The organism is Siminovitchia sp. FSL W7-1587 (assembly GCF_037963795.1).
GTDB classification, from domain to species: Bacteria; Bacillota; Bacilli; order Bacillales; family Bacillaceae_C; genus Siminovitchia; species Siminovitchia thermophila.
Genome location: NZ_CP150169.1, coordinates 544,912 through 560,711 on the forward strand (window position 1 = coordinate 544,912; position 15,800 = coordinate 560,711).

The following is a 15,800-nucleotide window of genomic DNA, read 5'->3' on the forward strand; positions in this document are numbered from 1 at the left end:
AAATTGCTTGGCATCACCCCCCCAAAAAAGTCCTTTTGAGATTTAACCTTTTAATCCAGCTCGAGCGACACCAGCGACAATATATTTTTGCATGATAAAAAAGAGTATGATCATAGGAAGTATAACCATAGATGAGGCGGCCATTAATAATTCATACTTAATTCCTGCTTCTGTCGTAAACGCCGATAAACCGACAGGCAACGTGCGTAACTCTTTAGAATTTGTAACAATTAAAGGCCAAAGAAAAGCGTTCCAACTATTAATGATTTTTAAGAGAGCTATCGTAATAATGGCGGGTTTGGCAAGTGGAACCATCACATACCACAAAAATGTAAAATCCCTACACCCGTCGATTTTGGCCGCATACGATAATTCGTTTGGAATGGTTAAGAAAAACTGCCGAAGCAGGAAAATGGCAAAAACACTTGCAATCCAAGGAATGATTAATGCTTGATATGTATTAATCCAACCTAAATTAGATAATGTCACGAAATTAGGAATGATCAGAACCTCACCTGGAACCATCATCGTTCCAAGCAGGATGGCAAAACAAATATCCCTACCAAAAAAATTGATTCGTGAAAAAGCATAGGCGGCCAGAATAGTAGTCAGTAGTTCACCAACAGTACTAAGCAGTGTCACAATGACACTATTAACAAAATAGCGATCAAATGGTGCGACTTCTAGCGCTTTTAAAAAATTATCCCATTTTATTTCACCAGGAATCCAAATGGGAGGCATTGCCATTACTTCATTAGGTGCTTTGACTGATGTACTAATCATCCAAATAAAGGGTAATATCATCAAAATGGCTCCCAAAGAGAGTAAAAAATAGATCGTTCCTTTAGACAAAGCATCACGTGTCATTTGGATTCCCCCTAATTGTAATGTACGAACTTCCTGCCGATTAATAATTGAACAAGTGTAAAAATAAACACAATCATAAATAGGATAAATGCCGCGGTTGATGCAAGACCAAACTGCCATTCCTCATAGAACTTTTGATAAACATAGTAAACAACCGTTAACGCGCTATTGGCAGGACCAGGTCTTCCACCAAATAAGGCAAAGATTTCATCAAAAACTTTAAAACCATTTATGATCGAAATAATGGACACGAAAAACATAGTCGGAGATAACAAGGGGAGCGTCACAGATGTAAACCGATGCCAAGCTGAAGCCCCATCTACTTTTGCTGCCAAATTATACTGTTCATCTATGTTTTGTAAGCCAGCGAGGAAAATAATGATATTAAACCCCAATCCTTTCCAAATACTTAAAATGATTAAGGAAGGCATGGCATAGGTCGGGTCAGTAACCCATTTGATCGGATCTATACCAAAAAAACCGAGGAAAAAATTAAGCAAGCCATAATCCGAATGAAATATCCATCCCCAGACAATCGCTACAGCCACCACTGAAGTAACATAAGGGAGGAAATAGATCGTTCGAAAAAACCTAAGAAATTTTATTTTGCTATTTAATAACATGGAGATACCAAGTGATAGGATAATCGATAAAGGTACGACACCGACAACAAATATAATCGTATTAATCAGGGCCTTAATAAAATTGGGATCTTGAAAAATGGCGATGAAATGATCAACACCATAGGCATGAACGATATTGGCGAAATAATCATAGTCTACATAAAAGCTCATTAAAAATGATTTCATAATGGGATAAATATTAAATGGAATTAGGATAATAAGGGCGGGTAGTAAATAAAGATAAGCTTTAAGCGTACTCTTCCAGGTCGGTTTGATCATCATCAACTTTTCCCCCTTTTAACCGTTCACCCGTTTCACTAGAAAAATAATGAATCTCTTCTTCCTCAGCTCCCAAAAAACATACATCGCCAATCTGAAGTTTCTTTTTGGGATCAACTAAAGCCCGGACAGTGGATTCCCCTAAATCGACCCGTATTAATGTATCACGGCCAATTGTCTCAATATGAATGATGTCCCCTCTAAACAAAGAGTTGTTCTGTGTGGTAACAAATAAGGATTCTGGCCGAATGCCCATTTTTAAAGTGGTTCTGTCAAAATGTTTTAATCTCGATAAATGTATCGGTTGTGCTGTATGCTTTATTTTGTAATGCTCATTCTGACGATGTCTTTCAACAGTGATGAAATTGATCGGGGGATTTCCTAAAAAGGAAGCAACGAATTCGTTTGCAGGTTTTTTATACATTTGCTGCGGTTCGCTATCTTGTTGCAGGACGCCATTATTCATAATCATGACTCGATCTGAAATACTAAGTGCTTCCTCTTGGTCATGAGTGACAAAAACAGCAGTAATTCCAACTTCTTGTTGAATTCTGCGAATCTCTTCTCTCATTTCTAAACGAAGACGTGCATCTAAATTGGAAAGAGGTTCATCTAATAATAATACATTGGGTTTTTTTACCAACGCCCTTGCGATGGCAACTCGTTGTTGCTGTCCACCGGATAATTGTCCGGGCTTTCGATTCAGTAAGTGGCCAATATGTAGTAATTCTGCCATTTCAGTAGCTTGTTCCCTCGCTTCTATTTTGTTCATTCTTTTCATTTTAAGAGGGAACATAATGTTTTTTAAAACAGATAAATGAGGATATAATGCGTAATTTTGAAAGACCATACCGACTTGTCTTTTTTCTGCATCAAGTTCAGTGACATCTTGATTACCAAAATAAATCCTTCCCGATGTCGGTTTATAGAGCCCTGATAACAGCATTAATGTCGTACTTTTTCCACAACCACTTGGTCCTAGTAATGAAACGAGCTCTCCATCCTTTATTGTTGTTGATAGGTGGTTCACCGCGGTTATATTATCAAAACGCATCGTTAGGTCTTGAATACGAATATCCATATGTCTGCTCCTTTCACAAAACTACTTAAATGTAGTTTAATAGTAGCAAGCTAAAATCAATATAACGTTAAGATATCGTAAAATAATTCTTTACAATATTTCATTTCCGAAAGAAAAATGTTATGATATAATCTTGACCTTATATCCTATTTTCGAAATGGTTTAATAAAAACGGCATTTTTAAATATACAAAAAAGCCTGATCCCAACAGAATTTAGGGATACAAGCTTCTTGGGCCATAATAGGGAAAGGATCCCCGACCTACACCCAAAACGATGATTGACAGCGTTTGTTAGGAGATGAATTTTCAATCAGCTGTGTTGTTGTACGCTAAAACAAAGAAATTTGGGGTTTGAGAAAGCATGATAGGTCATATGATGGGTGAAGAGCTTTTGAAACCTAATAAACCGCTTTTATATGAAAATACGGCACAATACATACAACGATTGTTGTTCGACCAAGCAATATATACACCAAAGCCTCCCCCTACATTTTGGGGGAGGTTTTCTGATTAAAAGGGAGATTTTCGTAGAAGAAAGCGACTATTATTAGAGGGGGGTTGTACGTCAGGAATTATGGCTTGAGACATATCCTGCATAATTTGTAATGGTAATTGAAGTGAAATGGAGGCTATTTACTCTTTGATGATCATCGCATAATCGAAAAAGACTCGACAAAATAGTGTGCGAAGATTGTTATGAAGGCTAGTTGTTTTTATATGAATAAAAGCCCGGTCAGCGCCGGGCCTGTTTTTATTTAGCCATTGATTTCTCTACAACGGCAAATGAATCGCTCGCGCTCACGATCATGGTGGTGGTCGTGATCACAATCATCCCAATCCCTTACTTCCCTACATCTACAAACTAACCTTACTCTCCTTCTCCGCTCTTCTCTTTCTCCACCGACAAAATCATCTTCAAACCACATATACATCTCTCCTATTGTTTATTAAAGCCGGCTTCGATATTAATATATTGTATTTTGTATAAAAGGATTGGACAAACATTCTGATGCAAATGACGATTTTTAATATAAACAAGCAGGAGCCATTATTCAGTATCGTTATTTAATTAACCGCGCATCTGATTAAGCAGCAGCGTATTTTGTGCAGCCGTACCGGTATAATTCTTGATACCGTGCTGCGCTGCCAGCTTTTTCCGGTTTGCGTAAGACGAGTCAACACCGAGCGACTTAAGATAATCAACAATGCTGTTCGTCTTTTGGTCGCCTTTCTTGGTGTTAACGGGCTTTGGATATGCCGCGGCGGTTTTGCCTGCGCGCATTTTATTGAGTAGCTGCATATTTTGCGCGGCAGTGCCTTGGTAACCGGATATGCCGTACTGTGCGGCCAATCTCGCGCGGTTAGCATAGCTTGCATCCTGGCCGATGCTTTTTAGATAGTCGACGATACTGCTGCCGTTGTAGCCGCTGGATGGTTTGCTGGCGGGTTTTGATGCTACAGGTTTGGTCGCGCTTGACGCACCTTTAACCATGTTGATAAAGTCTTGCCACGTAATACCTTTATAACCTGCCCGCAATTGCGCCGGACAATTTTTCGGATACCAGTCACGATGCTGTTTAACCTTGTCAATGCCAAGTCCGTGTTTGGCCAGCAAATGTTTTGTAAGCTCGGCAGCGTTTTGCACGGCTTTTTTATAATCACCGTCGCTGTTAATGCAAATCTCGATTGCAATTGAAGTGGTGTTGCCGGGCCCTTTCCCATCAGTAGCATGCCAGCACTTGACGCCATCAGGGAACGACTGAATGATTTCCTTATCGTCCACCTGATAATGCCAGCTTGCTTGTCTTGGATTTAATCTTGTTTGGATGTTGGCATGAGCCTGTGCATTAGCGCCTCTATTCGTATTTCCTGTTTGGTGGATAGTGATAAATTCGCACGGGTTACCGTGACCATGTGTGCGTTTGTTGATGACGTTTTGCGATACCAATTGTTGTTTGATTGTTAAAGACATGATATATCCCTCTCTTTTTAAACATAAAAAAGAGCGACCTTGTTCGTCACTCCTTCACTCCCCTTTATCGTTCTTTATTTGCTCAAACCGATTTTTTAAAAAGTCCGGTACATCCACGCCGATCTTTCCTAAATTCTCGATCAACGAGATTCCTTCCGCTGCAATCAAAAAGAAAATCATGCTGTTACGCATGAATCCACTGTCAGATCCTGCAATTATATCTAACTGATTAGCAATAATCACAAGCGAAAGCATAGCACCTTTCTTGGCAAGTCCTTTGAGCGCTTTCCTGCTGTTTACTTCTTGGCTTTGCCAACCTGCAACAATTCCAGTGATGTAGTCGCAGATCATAAAGATGGCCAGCGCTATGACCAAGTGATCAACTCCCCCAAACAAATATGCGACACCTGCTAAAGTGCCCCCTATAACCGACATATATAATGTGTCAGTTTGCTTCATTTGAATTTCTCCTTTTTTTAACCAAAATAAAAAAGCACCCGTTAAGGTGCCGGATAATACTTCACGAATATGTTAAAAAGCTTGTTATTACTCTATATTTCAAAATAAATTGCCGCGATAATATTCCTGTATTTAAAACGTAAACGACGTATGGCCTACACATCCATACGACTCCGTAGTCGATCCAGTGTGGTTAAGTTCTTAATTATTTCATCAAGAACGCCACATCTTTTATTTCACCTTTAATACTTCAAATTCATTCGAAAAAGCATTCCTTCTATCATACCATGTCGATAAACAAAAGAAAGCCCTACTCGGCTAAATGTCCCATGTCCAAATCAATCAACGTTTGTTTTACTGCGGGTTTTAACAGGTCCGGTACCACGCTGTATTGTTTCAGTCCCTTGATAATATAAGTTGCATAAAGTAGCGCCAACATTATTTACCCCCTCCATTTAACATTATTTCCGCCAATTCCATAACAGCCATGGCGTTTACTTCATTTTCCTTTTTTAGTCTCTCATTTTCCTGTTGCAATTCCTCCACTGTTGGTGGATCAACAACCTCCCCCGACACCCATTTCTCGCCGTCCCATCTTGGGTTGACTACCCCCTCCGGAATCGGCTCTATGATATACCGGTCCGTTTCGTCCTCCGGCACATGCTGTATATCTACAATATGCCCGCACGGATCAACGAGATAGGCCTTGACATGTTTTTTTGCTTGTTGAGCTTTTATTACAAACTCTTTTTGGTCGTCGGTTAACACACCATTATCTACATAAAAAAGATGAGACCGATTGAAAAAATAATCGAACTCATCTTGTGTCATTTCGGTCAAATATGGCAGTGACGGGTCCAATGCAAGATTATGCGCAGCAGACAAACCGTCTACATATCCATCATCACCAACGGAAAACTGGACATACAACTTAATCACCCTCCTAATCATTACGTAAATACCGTGACGACATTCGTAAACCAGCTATTAGGTCCCCCTTTCCGCCTGTTTTACGTGCTTTGAACTGGATGTAATAAAAAGAGTGCGATTTATATGTCGTTCCTAAATCTATTTTGAATTGTAAACCGGCACCTCCCGAAGCGGACCAAGCCGATACTGACCGCATGGCAAGTTGTTTCCCTGCGCTATCAATTACACGCACGTCTATATAGCCTACCGCAGACATTTGATCATCATAAGGGCTGTACGCACGCTGTACCCCGCCTACCAGGTTGATGACCAGATAGCGCATTGAGTTGTCCGTATATATAAAATCAAATGTCTTCCAGCTGTACCAATCTGTAGGTGAAGTGTGAACTTCGTGATGACTTGTCCATTGGTTTGCAAAGGTGATCAACCCGGGAGACGTGTACTGTGGCGTACCGCCCTGCAACGCAAGTGATATGCCTACTTTTCTGCCCGCGATAGAGTCAGATTCAGGAGATTCGTTGATACGTTCTATGACTTTTGTTTTTTCTACTCTTTTATTTACTTCAGTGTCAGCGTGTTGCTTCACTTGGTCTGCTCGTTGATCAGTATATCTGGTTCCATCTTGGTAGACACCCTCGTCCTGCTGATCGGCGTATTGCTTTGATTTTCGCTCTGCCTCTTGAATCTCTTTCTCAATATCTTCGGGTGCAGGAGTCCAGTCAGTAGCAACATTCCCTTTTTCTACCTGTAAATCCCATATTTCAGCCACATAAGGCAATCCATAGTGATCCCTGTTAGGTTGAATGTACAGGTTTGCATCTAATGCAGTCATATTCGCAGCTTTAAAATATATTACATACTCATGCATATTGTTGTCATTTGGATAAGGGTTATTGTTTATGCCTCCCGACCAGTTATTTGAAACCAACTGTCCATCCCTATAAACCTTAAAGTCAACAAATGCGTGGGCATGTCCAGCTAAACTTGTAATGTTGCCGGAAATTTTTCTGATCTTAAAAGAGAGTACATAATGTTCCCCCTGCTGAAAAATAGAATTATCCAGTTTTATGCCGGATCTATCGTTTGTAGATAACCTATAAACATAGTTATTCTCTGTCCAGGGAGTGGAAGTTGTTCCTATGATATCTTTTCTTGCCAAGTTGCGCGAACCAACCTCCACGTTGTCATACAACGGACTCCACAAGTAATCATTTGGATTAGTAGACTCGATCTGGGTCGTCTTATTATGTGCTAGTCCCAGCCAACGCTTGCCAACGGGACTATCCGACATGCCAGCGCCCTTGTCGTCATCCGCATACTTGACCCACGTAAATGTGGGTTGACCATCTTTTCCGGGAGCACCGGGCGCCCCCTGATCACCTTCCATCTTTGCCCAAGTGTAATCAGATGGGTTTGTGGACTCCGTAGGTGTTGGTTTGTTGTAGGCCAACCCGATGTACTTCTTGTTGGTCGGGTAGTCACTCATGCCCGCACCTTTGTCATTATCGGCGTATTTCACCCACGTATATAGACTTTTTCCGTCGGCGCCTTTTGGTCCTTGCACTCCTTGTGGTCCTTGCGGGCCTTGAATAAGGGACCATTGATAATCGGCATAGTTGGTGCTCTCGTTTGGTGTAGTTTTGTTATACGCCAGCCCCATATATTTTTTCCCGGCAGGGCTGTCAGACATGCCAGACGTAGGGGTGTCCGCGTATTTTAGCCATGTATAGTACGTCTTGCCGTCTGCTCCTTTGACCCCCTGATCACCTTCGATCTTCGCCCACTGATAATCTGCTGGATTGGTAGACTCTACAGGAGTGGGCTTGTTGTAGGCAAAGCCGATGTACGATTTCCCGTCAGGTAAATCAGACATACCGCTACCGTTTTTATCGTTTGCATACTTAACCCAAGTATAGAGCGTCTGCCCGTCCTTTCCGGGCGGCCCCTGAACACCTGGAACGCCCGGCTCTCCTTTATCTCCCTTCGGCCCCTGCGGTCCCTGTTGTCCATCCTCACCGTCAAACACGTTACTGATCGTGATCTGTGCCGGAACCGACACTTTATCACTCTGCACAACCACAACAAACGTGGCTTTTTCGTCAATCTCTGCTGCAGTGACAGTGATTGACTTACCGTTTTTTGAAAATGAGGGTATGAGATTTCCAGTTTTGTCGTGTTTGGACCATAGGTAATTGTATTTTTTGCCTTCCGGGTCAAACTCACTGCCGCTTAATAGGGCGTTGGCGGTGAGTGTTGTGCTACCAGTTCCATTTTTAAAGACGGTGCCTGCGCTTGATGTAACAGTCGCAATAATCAAAGACGACAGGCGGTCGCTCATGAGTTGCTTTAAAAGCTTCACTTGTTTTTCAAGGTCCTCTTTTTTGTACTCTATAAAGTTGCCGATTTTAAACGAGACAATTTTACGAGTGGCTGGATTTTCTTGCACCTCTTGGATTCTAGCCTCCAAGTATAATGGCGGATTGTAACCCTCATCCTTGATCCGGACAGTCTGTCCCAGCCTGATACGTTCGTGTGATCTGCCAAATACATGTTCCAAGCTGACAGATTCGCATTCATAGCTAACGGCCGCATCAATGCGTTCTTCAAGCTCATTTTGCGTGAGAATCCTCAACCGTTCTTCGGTCACATCCTGATTGCTCGCTTCAGGCTCATAGGCATCAATTAGGTGTTGACCGTTTCTTCCCCAGCGTTGTAGTGCTTCTTCGTTTTCTACGAGTACCGCAGGGCGTGATCCGTCCTCTTTTTCAGAGCCTACCCCTAAGAGCGCCGTAACAATGTGGCTGCTGTCCTCAATACGCCTGATGCCGATTAAATCTTTTCCAAAGGTAATTTCTTTTCCCTCAAAGCCCGCAATTTGCTTTTTCAAATCTACGAACCTACCGGAAATGTGACCGCCTTTGACAACTACACGAAAACGTAACTCTAAACCAAAGGTAGAGGCGACCTGTTTTAGAAAGTCATATGGATTGGTTAGATCGGTTATGGTGATCGTCCGTATATTTATATAATCAATGTCGCCCGGTTGCCACTCTGTACGTTCGAGCGCATAGTGGGCGGCGGTCTCCGGGGTCTGTCCTTCTAAATGTATTGGCTCAATAACCTTTGCCTTTTTCAAGTCAATGAAACTTGCATCAGACTTAATATTCTTTTCATTTCGTTTATATTGCTCGGCGTAATTGATAATAAACTCACTAAAAAAACCGTCTGCATCTTGTACAAGCAGGCGGTTCCTCTTTTCTAGTTTGTCAAACTTTTTTAGAGCGATAAAATCGAATGTGCTTTTATTCTCAAGTGAATTTGTTATGAGAGAATCTTTGTATTCACCTTTTTCATTGTTCAAAGTTGCGATTATATTGTCAGTTTTCCTGTCCAATATGTGTATTAGCGCCATCTATTCTGCCACCTCGCTGTCATGCTTTCGATAGCATCTGCCGGCTCGATAGCCAAAGCATTTTTACCCGGTTTCAAAGCGAAATATTGGCCTATGAAGGCTTTTTCTTTGTTAACCTCAATCCCATTTTTATAAATAACATTTTGTGGGTGATCAAACGTAATAATGTCGCCTGTCGTAGCGATATAAGGGACGCCCTCTTTTTGTACGATTTTGTCCATATATACACGCTCGGCGCGGTTCCGGTTTAATGCGGGAGATTGCCTATACGCTTGAAAAACGACTGCCACCGACACAACAGGACGTTGATATTCGTCCTTTACATCTTCGTACACCTGCATCCGTGCATCCCGCACTCCGCCAAACAACCCCGTTGATTTATCTGCTCTGGCTACAATCTTCCTTCCCTCTCTAACTATGGAAATGTACCCATAATGGATTTTCCAGTCGGGCACCTGCTCACGCTTGAGAGAGAGGATTTTTCTAGGTTCTCCATTCGATTTATAAACAATGATTTCCGGTCGAATCACTTTTCCATAACTATCTTTTATAAAATGTAACGACATAACGGGCTTATTTGCGCTGTCCAACGCATACAGTTCTTGGCGCCCGACACTGGTAGGATCGGTCGCCCGCAAGTATGACGAGAAATGCATATACAAATCTTGCAAAGGCTCTGACAGGCTTTTAGCCAATGCCGGTCCGTGCCACTCAAGTCCGGGTACATACCCGTAACTAGACGGAAAAAAGCCTTGCGAATCAGCCGATATAATGCCGTCTGTAATGGTGCCAGTGTAAGGAGGAAACTTTATTTTTTCCCATCCGACTGTTGTGCTTAAATAATCCATCAAGATATTACTATATTTTTCGTATACCGGTTCCTCTGCGTCCGGTATCTCTCCGATCATATTAATCTCATTGCCGTTGCCAATCGAGACAAACGTGGTAGGCTTTTTAAGCTTGACCTCGACGACCGGAAACGTTTCGGCTGAGCCTTCATTGTTAATTTCTAGTATTCCCGTATCTTCGGGGGCGGGGGACCATGGTGTTGCGGTGTCTCCTAGCTCTATTTTGAAATTGCTTAGTGTTGCCGTGCCTGAAAAATCCCGAAAATAAACACGTAGATATACAAACTCTTTTAAATCCCTGACTATCAAAAACTGTCGATTTAATCTCAAAACATTGTTTCCGTCTGGCAATTCATCGAAAGAAACAGAGTTGTAACTAATGTACCTTTCAATGTCATCATTCGCTATATATTTCAATTCCATGCCTACGAAGGGATTGGTTGAGCCTTTTTTAAAATCATCATCCGTTTTAACATCATACGATAGAGTGACAGTGCTATCAGCTTTAATTAGGTTTTTAATATCGTTAGAAACATCCAACGACTCATATTTAACGGTTGTTGGCGCGTTGGAAAAAGAGAAGGTTTTTTCCGACTCTAGTACATAATTTCTCCCGTTCCCCGGCTCACTGTTGGGCGCTACCTGCTCAGGGCCGTATTTAAATGGGTCCGAACAGAGAAAAGTCAGCGTCCCAACTAGGTTATTAGATTCTTCTTCTGGTACATCGTTTTCTAACAAAGTTGCATAAAATAAAGCATTTTCGTCAGTGAATTCTAGTACCTTTTTAGAGCCTTCTAGTAGAGCAAGAAACTTATTATATCTTTTTCTGAATCCCTCATTTGTTTTATCAGCAATTTTATATTTAACGGTTATTTCCCTTACATCAATAGTTGGATCTATTTGTTCTAAGACACCATTTAAACCTGGTATCTCTATTGTTTCTATCCTTTGTGCCAAATTTGCTCTGCCTGTTACCGTCAATGTTATAAAACTGCCGTTTTCATCACTTAGCATTTCATCTAAATTGAAACCATTAAATATTGTCTGCAATGATAGGGAAGTGCTCCCTGTACCACTTCCTTCTACGGTGTCCACGAATTTATACATAAAAGCACCTCCTAAAAACTTCTATTTCTTGCATCAACAAAGTTCTGCTCCCGCGTAATATCTTGCACAAAAGCCGAAAACTCACGTCCACCAATATTCAAACTGATATATGCCGGCTGTTTATCAACTGTTAACTCGTGCGCAGCGGTACTCCTCATCTGTACATTGGCCATCTGGTTAACACCCGCCATCTGCCCCGCAATGTTAATAGGCTCAACATTCGGTATCGCTACAAGTTTTTTCATTTCCCTTTGCACTATTGGAACAGCGCTTTTGATACTTTGTGCTATGGTGCCTCCGAAGTTTAGTTTTTGGATATCACGTAATGGCCCTTCTTTTGCTGGCGAAAACGGCAAGAAATCACGAATTCTTGATGCCACATTGTCAATTGCGTCAGTCACTATGCTAATAGCCGAACTTATGCCGTCTGCTATGGAAGTGACAATATTTCTTCCAGCATCAAAAAACCTGCTGACCATGTCAGTAACAGCCGTTAACGCACTGTTAATGCCATCTGATACGGCCGAACTTACATTTGTCAGCGCGCTTTGCACGATGCCAGCCAAAGCATTAAACACATCATTTATGACACTTCTTATTGTGTTTACAACAGTTGATATAACAGAGACGATACCATTCCAAACACCCGAAATGACAGAGCTAATAACGTTCATTATCGTCGAAATAATAGAGGATATGAAATTAAATCCTGTACTGACAACGTTCCTTGCCCAGTCTACTCCGGTTTGGAAAACACGGGTTATAAAATTCCACATGGCTTGAAGAAGATTTTTGAGACCTTCAGCGAAAAGCGAGCCAATCGCTAGAATTCTCCCGATAAAAAAGAGATTAATTAATCCCCAAACCAACTGTAATGCGCCGGTAAATATCATTTTAATCGCATCCCACATTGCCGACCAATTGCCAGTAAATAATGCACTGAAAAACTGAACAATACCTAAAATCACATTGATGGCGCCTTGTATTACCCCTTTTATTGATTCCCAAGTAGATACAATTAACGCCTTAATGACAGGCCACACTGTTTGCATGATGGTCCAAATCACGATCATTACTGCGCCTATAACAACACTAATGACATTCCACACGTTTTGTACAGCTTGTAGGATCATTTCGTTGTTTTGTTGCCACCATGCGACCAGTTGCCCCCATATAGTCATTACAAATTCATGTATTGTCGTTATGACCGTTTGAATGATTCCAGATATAAAAGCCCATGCCGTTTGCATGGCTGCTCTTACCGTCTCATTCGTGTTGTACAGATAAATGAGTATTCCCACTAATGCTCCAATGGCAAATATGATTAAAGTTATTGGTGATGCCAAAAATGCTCCAATAGTAGAAAAAGCGGCCATTGCGTTTGTTAATATCCCTGTTGTTATAAACGCACTGATCGCCGATGCATTATAGGCGATGATAGCTGCTGTTAAGGTAGCTAAAGCGACAGCTACCAGAAGGATGGTCGTTTGATTTTCTGTCGAAAGCGTATCGAAATTCCTCAAAGAATCAGCAGCTATACTCAATAAACCAGTTACTGTGCTAAATGCATCCATTAACGGATCAAGAACCGGTTCCAGCACTGCTGTCGCAAAGTCAACAAAAGCGGCTTCTGCTTGGCCTATTGCATTTTGAAATAACTCGCTTTCCATTATTGCAGATCCGGCAAATCCTGCTATCCCTGTTGTAGCTGCTGCCATTACGCTTTTAAAGCCGCTTGTAAATTCTTTTCCTTTTTTTGCCTTTTGCCCTTTGGAGCCAGTTTCATTTTTAAATGCTGTTGAAAAAGCATCAGCACCACTCGCTTTTAAATATGCTTCAACAGAATAACTTTCACCCATCAGCAATCCCCCTCCCTGAATTTATTCTTGCAGCCAAAGAAGCCATCCGCTGCCATTTAGGGAATAGCTTGCTTCTTTGCGGTCTTTCTACTTTTTTAAGCTCTTCTTCATAGTTGTAAAAATCCTGAAACTTCCTAAATACAGGAACTTGTTTCTTTCCTTGCTCTTTTGTTGCACCCGCCATATGATATAACCATGCTTGTATATGCATATCATGTTCTTTATCTATTCTTTTTAATTGATATGCTCTCATTTTGTATGCATATTCTTTTAATGACATGGTATTGATTTCATACAGGCTCTTGCAATCAAGAAATCTAAAGCAATTGATTACAATTCCATCGTACGTTTCTCGTGATGTTTTTATTGTTGTACCTTTGCTTTCTTCTCGAAATCCTCGATCTTCTGTTTCAAAAAAACCGATTCTCTCATTCCATTTTCTAGCGTTTCAAATAATTCGTTCAACTTTCCATCGAAAGCGATTTTTTCCAATTCGGCTTCGATGTCATTGTTAGACGGCTTCGATTGAAGATGATCCGTTCCAGCTTTTATGACATTGAAAAGCACGGTTGGATTTTTCGTTTTAAAATAAAACAAAGATTGTTCAATACCCATGCCAAATTCCACGCCATTCATATTAGCTGTATAAACTTGATCCATTTTTTTAATAAAACCAATCCCAAATTTCAATTCATATTCTTTACCGCTAATCATTAATTTCATATCCGTTATCCCCGCTTTCTTTTTTAATGATGTAGAAAGGGAGTAAATCCCCTTCTACAATCTATTGTCCTTCTGGCGCTGGTTCAGTAACTGTTGTTGTATCTTTAAATGCATACTGCGCAGCTTGTTCTTGTTCTGCTGTTAAAGTCGCGCGTCCAAATTGCGGTTCCATTTCAACTGTGAATGTACTGGAAATCGTTACATTTTCCTCTGCGTTTGCAGGATCTTCCCATTCAGATAGATAACCCTGTGCATATACAGCAGGATATTTTCCTTCTGCATCTTTTAAATCCTCGTCAACGGTCACTTCCCATAATTCTAGTTTTTCACCTTTTATGACGGCTTCTTGCAACATTTTTCCAAGTGGATCTCCTTTAGCTTGAATAGCATTGACCTCCACTTCCGCTTCAAGACCGCCAACTTGAATAACTCGTCCATCTTTTGTGACGAGCGCTTCTAGTTCTCGGGAATAAGTAAATGTGTGTTCCGTTTGGAAAGCTAGTTTTGCAGCTTCTTGATTTTGATCAGCTAACTTTCTGAATAACAAAATTTTATTTTTACCATGTTGCATTTGCGTTTCTACTGACATTTATACCCCTCCTGTTGGATTTGATATCCCTATGATTCCATTGATTTTTCCGAGACATTTTTTGATCAGGCTCGGATTCCATTTTCTTTCGGCTTCCTTCTGGATTCCATATGACACGATCGACAGAATGTTAGTCAAATAGGAAAATTATATGCCATCCTTTACTCCCCTTTCCCAGACGCTTCCCTTCAACAAATACCTAGAGTTCCAATAGCTGTGCAATTTGACGCTCTTTGTAAATGTTCCTTGAAGCCTCTGAACAGTTGATTTTGAACATAATAAATAAGCCTTTTAATGACTTGCTTAGGTCAATCGCAAAAAAAAATGAAAAGCTATAGGGTCTTTTCTTGCTATCAACTCTGTCTCATTGTTTCAGGTTAAATTCAACCTCGCGATCAGTTGTTAAGGAAAAGCACCCTTCACTAATAGAGACTTCATACGACAAGTCGTACGTCATGAAACCACTTGTTCTACTTTTTTTCTTGCCCGTTCAATATACTGTTGGACGGTCCTCTTTTTAAGACTCAGCATTTCTGCTATATCGGACATGCTCAATCCTTGAGCAACATGCAAAATATAACATTGCCTTTCCCTAAAGGAAAAAGAAGATAATATGTTCAGCAAAACTTTCTTTTGTTCTTCACTTAAACTTAGTGGCTTATGATTTGGTTCCAACTGTTCCATTATATCTGGGATAAATTCCATCGTTTCTAATGATCGTTTTTGATATACACTTTTTACGTCTATCCCGCGCATGACACCTGGTTGCTGCCCGGTTTCAAGCCACTTGATCACAAAATCCATGTCTCCAATCATGCTGCTAATTGTTTTTCTATCTTGCATATCCATAGGATCTGTTTTATCTAAACTGTTGCGCAATTTATCAAGCTGTCTTTTTCCTTCTGAGTATTCTTGAATTAAAATATCTGCCCAATTTCCCATTAAAAACCCCTCCTTAAAGCTGTCTGAATGAATATCCAGTTTATTCACTATTTAAAAAACTCTCTATACAGTGTTTGCATCCGCCCATTTTTCACATAGCCTTTTGAA

Annotated in this window: 15 protein-coding genes; all 15 read right to left on the reverse strand. The window is 40.8% G+C overall.

Translation table 11 applies throughout. The annotated features are described in order from the left end of the window. Positions 1 to 42: 42 nt before the first annotated feature. On the reverse strand, positions 43 to 867 hold the full coding sequence (locus tag NST31_RS02570; RefSeq protein ID WP_077112007.1) for a carbohydrate ABC transporter permease: 825 nt from the start codon (positions 865 to 867) through the stop codon (positions 43 to 45). Between the two features lie 11 nt (positions 868 to 878). Further along, positions 879 to 1,772 (reverse strand): sugar ABC transporter permease, encoded by an 894-nt coding sequence (locus tag NST31_RS02575; RefSeq protein ID WP_339163695.1) that lies wholly within the window; start codon positions 1,770 to 1,772, stop codon positions 879 to 881. Then, entirely contained in the window at positions 1,738 to 2,850 is a 1,113-nt protein-coding gene (locus NST31_RS02580) for an ABC transporter ATP-binding protein (protein ID WP_339163697.1), read from the reverse strand. Before NST31_RS02580 ends, NST31_RS02575 begins: the two co-directional genes overlap by 35 nt. Positions 2,851 to 3,606: 756 nt before the next feature. After that, entirely contained in the window at positions 3,607 to 3,777 is a 171-nt protein-coding gene (locus tag NST31_RS02585; RefSeq protein WP_171973915.1) for a hypothetical protein, read from the reverse strand. Between the two features lie 143 nt (positions 3,778 to 3,920). Continuing rightward, positions 3,921 to 4,823 carry an N-acetylmuramoyl-L-alanine amidase gene (locus NST31_RS02590; protein WP_339163699.1) on the reverse strand — a complete coding sequence of 301 codons (903 nt, stop codon included), beginning with the start codon at positions 4,821 to 4,823 and terminating at the stop codon, positions 3,921 to 3,923. Between the two features lie 54 nt (positions 4,824 to 4,877). Next, positions 4,878 to 5,282 carry a phage holin family protein gene (locus tag NST31_RS02595; protein WP_339163702.1) on the reverse strand — a complete coding sequence of 135 codons (405 nt, stop codon included), beginning with the start codon at positions 5,280 to 5,282 and terminating at the stop codon, positions 4,878 to 4,880. 310 nt (positions 5,283 to 5,592) lie between these two features. After that, positions 5,593 to 5,721, reverse strand: coding sequence for a hypothetical protein (locus tag NST31_RS02600; RefSeq protein WP_339163705.1), 129 nt, complete (start codon positions 5,719 to 5,721; stop codon positions 5,593 to 5,595). Next, positions 5,721 to 6,212, reverse strand: coding sequence for a hypothetical protein (locus NST31_RS02605; RefSeq protein ID WP_339163707.1), 492 nt, complete (start codon positions 6,210 to 6,212; stop codon positions 5,721 to 5,723). The genes NST31_RS02600 and NST31_RS02605 overlap by 1 nt, the downstream gene beginning before the upstream one ends. A 13-nt stretch (positions 6,213 to 6,225) precedes the next feature. Then, positions 6,226 to 9,624 carry a phage tail spike protein gene (locus NST31_RS02610; protein ID WP_339163709.1) on the reverse strand — a complete coding sequence of 1,133 codons (3,399 nt, stop codon included), beginning with the start codon at positions 9,622 to 9,624 and terminating at the stop codon, positions 6,226 to 6,228. After that, complete coding sequence (locus NST31_RS02615) at positions 9,615 to 11,579, reverse strand: distal tail protein Dit (RefSeq protein ID WP_339163712.1); 1,965 nt, start codon at positions 11,577 to 11,579, stop codon at positions 9,615 to 9,617. Before NST31_RS02615 ends, NST31_RS02610 begins: the two co-directional genes overlap by 10 nt. Before the next feature lie 11 nt (positions 11,580 to 11,590). Next, the gene (locus NST31_RS02620) at positions 11,591 to 13,438 is read right to left on the reverse strand and encodes a hypothetical protein (protein ID WP_339163713.1); all 1,848 of its coding nucleotides are present in this window, start codon (positions 13,436 to 13,438) and stop codon (positions 11,591 to 11,593) included. Beyond that, complete coding sequence (locus NST31_RS02625; protein ID WP_077111995.1) at positions 13,431 to 13,718, reverse strand: hypothetical protein; 288 nt, start codon at positions 13,716 to 13,718, stop codon at positions 13,431 to 13,433. Before NST31_RS02625 ends, NST31_RS02620 begins: the two co-directional genes overlap by 8 nt. 83 nt (positions 13,719 to 13,801) lie before the next feature. Beyond that, the gene (locus NST31_RS02630; RefSeq protein WP_339163716.1) at positions 13,802 to 14,161 is read right to left on the reverse strand and encodes a tail assembly chaperone; all 360 of its coding nucleotides are present in this window, start codon (positions 14,159 to 14,161) and stop codon (positions 13,802 to 13,804) included. Positions 14,162 to 14,222: 61 nt separating this feature from the next. After that, positions 14,223 to 14,750, reverse strand: a complete 528-nt coding sequence (locus tag NST31_RS02635; protein ID WP_077111993.1) for a phage major tail protein, TP901-1 family — start codon at positions 14,748 to 14,750, stop codon at positions 14,223 to 14,225. 453 nt (positions 14,751 to 15,203) lie between these two features. Further along, on the reverse strand, positions 15,204 to 15,692 hold the full coding sequence (locus tag NST31_RS02640) for a sigma factor-like helix-turn-helix DNA-binding protein (protein ID WP_339163719.1): 489 nt from the start codon (positions 15,690 to 15,692) through the stop codon (positions 15,204 to 15,206). Positions 15,693 to 15,800 lie beyond the last annotated feature (108 nt).

Excerpts from the sequence above, each read along its gene's own strand:
- NST31_RS02585 (WP_171973915.1), bottom strand. The coding sequence starts at position 3,777 with ATGTGGTTTGAAGATGATTTTGTCGGTGGAGAAAGAGAAGAGCGGAGA.
- NST31_RS02590 (WP_339163699.1), bottom strand. The coding sequence starts at position 4,823 with ATGTCTTTAACAATCAAACAACAATTGGTATCGCAAAACGTCATCAAC.
- NST31_RS02595 (WP_339163702.1), bottom strand. The coding sequence starts at position 5,282 with ATGAAGCAAACTGACACATTATATATGTCGGTTATAGGGGGCACTTTA.
- NST31_RS02610 (WP_339163709.1), bottom strand. The coding sequence starts at position 9,624 with ATGGCGCTAATACACATATTGGACAGGAAAACTGACAATATAATCGCA.
- NST31_RS02635 (WP_077111993.1), bottom strand. The coding sequence starts at position 14,750 with ATGTCAGTAGAAACGCAAATGCAACATGGTAAAAATAAAATTTTGTTA.
- NST31_RS02640 (WP_339163719.1), bottom strand. The coding sequence starts at position 15,692 with ATGGGAAATTGGGCAGATATTTTAATTCAAGAATACTCAGAAGGAAAA.
- NST31_RS02575 (WP_339163695.1), bottom strand. The coding sequence starts at position 1,772 with ATGATGATCAAACCGACCTGGAAGAGTACGCTTAAAGCTTATCTTTAT.
- NST31_RS02615 (WP_339163712.1), bottom strand. The coding sequence starts at position 11,579 with ATGTATAAATTCGTGGACACCGTAGAAGGAAGTGGTACAGGGAGCACT.
- NST31_RS02630 (WP_339163716.1), bottom strand. The coding sequence starts at position 14,161 with ATGAAATTAATGATTAGCGGTAAAGAATATGAATTGAAATTTGGGATT.
- NST31_RS02570 (WP_077112007.1), bottom strand. The coding sequence starts at position 867 with ATGACACGTGATGCTTTGTCTAAAGGAACGATCTATTTTTTACTCTCT.
- NST31_RS02625 (WP_077111995.1), bottom strand. The coding sequence starts at position 13,718 with ATGTCATTAAAAGAATATGCATACAAAATGAGAGCATATCAATTAAAA.
- NST31_RS02620 (WP_339163713.1), bottom strand. The coding sequence starts at position 13,438 with ATGGGTGAAAGTTATTCTGTTGAAGCATATTTAAAAGCGAGTGGTGCT.
- NST31_RS02600 (WP_339163705.1), bottom strand. The coding sequence starts at position 5,721 with ATGTTGGCGCTACTTTATGCAACTTATATTATCAAGGGACTGAAACAA.
- NST31_RS02580 (WP_339163697.1), bottom strand. The coding sequence starts at position 2,850 with ATGGATATTCGTATTCAAGACCTAACGATGCGTTTTGATAATATAACC.